The organism is uncultured Ruegeria sp. (assembly GCF_947489545.1).
GTDB lineage: Bacteria > Pseudomonadota > Alphaproteobacteria > Rhodobacterales > Rhodobacteraceae > Ruegeria.
Genome location: NZ_CANLDZ010000060.1, coordinates 1 through 3013, shown reverse-complemented (window position 1 = coordinate 3013; position 3013 = coordinate 1). Strand labels below are relative to the sequence as shown.

General features: G+C 61.2%; 3 protein-coding genes. All 3 read right to left on the bottom strand.

Annotated elements, in window-relative coordinates; all coding sequences use genetic code 11:
• Window positions 1–914 (bottom strand): bifunctional methylenetetrahydrofolate dehydrogenase/methenyltetrahydrofolate cyclohydrolase FolD (gene folD, locus Q1B13_RS26685; RefSeq protein ID WP_299085911.1); only part of this gene is annotated, 914 nt, incomplete at its 3' end.
• 52 nt (window positions 915–966) lie between these two features.
• Complete coding sequence (locus Q1B13_RS26680) at window positions 967–1272, bottom strand: chorismate mutase (protein ID WP_298938596.1); 306 nt, start codon at window positions 1270–1272, stop codon at window positions 967–969.
• A 58-nt stretch (window positions 1273–1330) separates the two neighbouring features.
• Window positions 1331–3007, bottom strand: coding sequence for a formate--tetrahydrofolate ligase (locus Q1B13_RS26675; RefSeq protein WP_299085913.1), 1677 nt, complete (start codon window positions 3005–3007; stop codon window positions 1331–1333).
• Window positions 3008–3013 lie beyond the last annotated feature (6 nt).

Sequence of the window (3013 nt, the reverse complement as noted above, 5' to 3'; positions counted from 1 at the left end):
GCCGTTAGTCCTTCGGGTTCTGGTAGTTTGTTTGCGCGGCATGCTGCGGTTAGTGTGTTGGCGAGGAGGCATGCGATTGTCATGGGTCCGACGCCTCCGGGGACGGGGGTGATGGCGCCGGCGTGTTGGGAGGCGCTGGCGTAGTCGACGTCGCCGACAAGGCGGGTTTTGGCGCTGCCATCGTCATTGGCGCCCTTTTCGGGCGCGTCGATGCGGTTGATGCCCACATCGATCACCGTGGCACCCTCTTTGATCCAGTCGCCGGGGACCATTTCCGGGCGACCCACGGCGGCGATCACGATGTCGGCGCGGCGCACCACGTCGGGCAGGTCCTTGGTGCGGGAATGCGCGATGGTCACGGTGCAGCTGTCGCCCAGCAGCAGCTGCGCCATCGGCTTGCCAACGATGTTCGACCGGCCAATCACAACCGCATCCATGCCCGACAAAGATCCATGGTGGTCGCGCAGCATCATCAGACAACCCAGCGGGGTGCAGGGCACCATCGACTTCTGCCCGGTGCCCAGCAGGCCCACATTCGAGATATGGAACCCGTCCACATCCTTGGCCGGATCGATTGAGTTGATCACCAGATCTTCGTTCAGATGCTTGGGCAGCGGCAGCTGCACCAGGATGCCATGCACCGCCGGATCCGTGTTCAGCGTGTCGATCAACGCCAGCAGGTCCGCCTCGGAGGTGTCCACATCCAGCTTGTGCTCATACGAGTTCATTCCGACCTCAACGGTCATCTTGCCCTTGGATCGGACATAGACCTGGCTGGCCGGATCCTCGCCCACCAGGACCACGGCCAGGCCCGGCGTGATACCGTTCTCTTCCTTCAGCTTTGCAACCTGATCGGCCACCTGCGCGCGCACCTTGGCGGCAAAGGCCTTCCCGTCGATAACCTGCGCTACCATCCTGTCATCCCTTCTTTCTAAAAACGGATCGGGCGCAGAGCGCGTCCGGTCTTTACTCGGGGCCGAGCACACGTTCCTCGCGCGCGATCGACCAGTCAATCAGTATGCGCCAGAGCTTTTCGGCCAGATCCGGGTCCATCCCCAGCGCGTCCGAGCTTGCGCGCACGCGTTGCACCACCTCTTCGACACGATCCGGAATGCGGGCCGGCAAGCCCTCCTCCGGTTTCAGCTCGGTCGCGCGGTCAATATAGCTTGCGCGCGTCACCAGCATGTCGATCAATTGCCGATCCAGCTGGTCGATCTGAGCCCGCAGATCCTGCATGGAAAAACAGTCTTGCGGCGGTGTCAGAGTGGGCATGTTCGTCTCCTCATGGCCCGGGGAGATCCCCGGACCACGAGATGTCTTATTCGGCAGCTTAGAACAAGCCTTCGATCTCACCTGCGTCATTGAGACAGATGCTTTCAGCGGCCGGTTTGCGCGGCAGGCCGGGCATGGTCATGATCTCGCCGCAGACCACCACGATAAAGCCAGCACCGGCGCTCAGGCGCACCTCGCGCACCGGAACCGAATGGCCGGTGGGCGCGCCGCGCAGGGTTGGGTCGGTCGAGAAGGAATACTGCGTCTTGGCCATGCAGACCGGCAGGTTGCCATATCCGGCGTCTTCCCATTCGTGCAGCTGGTTGCGGATCTTGGCGTCGGCCAGAACCTCGTCGGCGCGGTAGATGCGCTTGGCAATGGTTTCGATCTTCTCAAACAAAGGCATCTCATCGGGGTAGATCGGCGCGAAGTTGGCGGTGCCCCCCTCGACGATTTCCACAACCTTCTCGGCCAGCGGCGCCGAGCCTTCCGAGCCCAGCTCCCAGTGCCGCGACAGAACCGCCTCGACCCCATGCTCGGCACAATAGTCTTTCACGGCCTGCACTTCCGCATCGGTGTCGGTGACAAAGTGGTTGATCCCAACCACAACCGGCACGCCGAAGGATTTGACGTTCTCGATGTGACGGCCCAGGTTGGCACAGCCCGACTTGACCGCATCAACGTTTTCCGCGCCCAGATCGGCCTTGGCCACGCCGCCGTTCATCTTCATCGCGCGCACGGTGGCGACCAGCACCACAGCCGACGGCGCAATGCCCGCCTTGCGACACTTGATGTTCATGAACTTCTCGGCGCCCAGATCAGCGCCAAAGCCCGCTTCGGTCACAACATAGTCAGCCACTTTCAGCGCCGTCTTGGTGGCGATGACCGAGTTACAGCCATGCGCGATATTGGCAAACGGGCCACCATGGACAAAGGCCGGGTTGTTTTCCAGCGTCTGCACCAGGTTCGGCTGCATCGCGTCCTTCAGCAGCACGGTCATTGCGCCTTCGGCCTTGATGTCGCGGCAATACACGGCTGTCTTGTCGCGACGGTAGGCCACGATGATGTCACCCAGACGTTTTTCCAGGTCTTTCAGGTCGTTGGCCAGGCACAGAATGGCCATGACCTCGGACGCCACGGTGATGTCAAAGCCGGTTTCGCGCGGGAAGCCGTTCGACACACCGCCCAAAGACGCTGTGATCTGACGCAGCGCCCGGTCGTTCATGTCGACCACACGACGCCACGCGACGCGACGGGTGTCGATCTCGCACGCATTGCCCCAGTAAATGTGATTGTCGATCATCGCCGACAGCAGCGAATGCGCCGAGGTAATCGCGTGAAAATCCCCGGTGAAGTGCAGGTTCATGTCCTCCATCGGAACAACCTGAGCATAGCCACCGCCCGCAGCACCGCCCTTCATGCCGAAGTTCGGGCCAAGCGAGGCCTCACGAATACAGATCATCGCGTTCTTGCCAATCCGGTTCAGACCATCGCCCAGACCAACGGTAGTCGTCGTCTTACCCTCACCCGCAGGCGTCGGGTTGATCGCCGTCACCAAAATCAGCTTGCCGTCTTCTCGACCCTGAACCGAATTGATGAACTCCTGGCTCACCTTCGCCTTGTCATGGCCATACGGCAGAAGATCGTCGCTGGAAATCCCAATCTTACCACCAATCTCCTGGATCGGCTGCTTACTGGCCTCTCGGGCAATCTCAATGTCAGATTTATAACTCATGTGGGC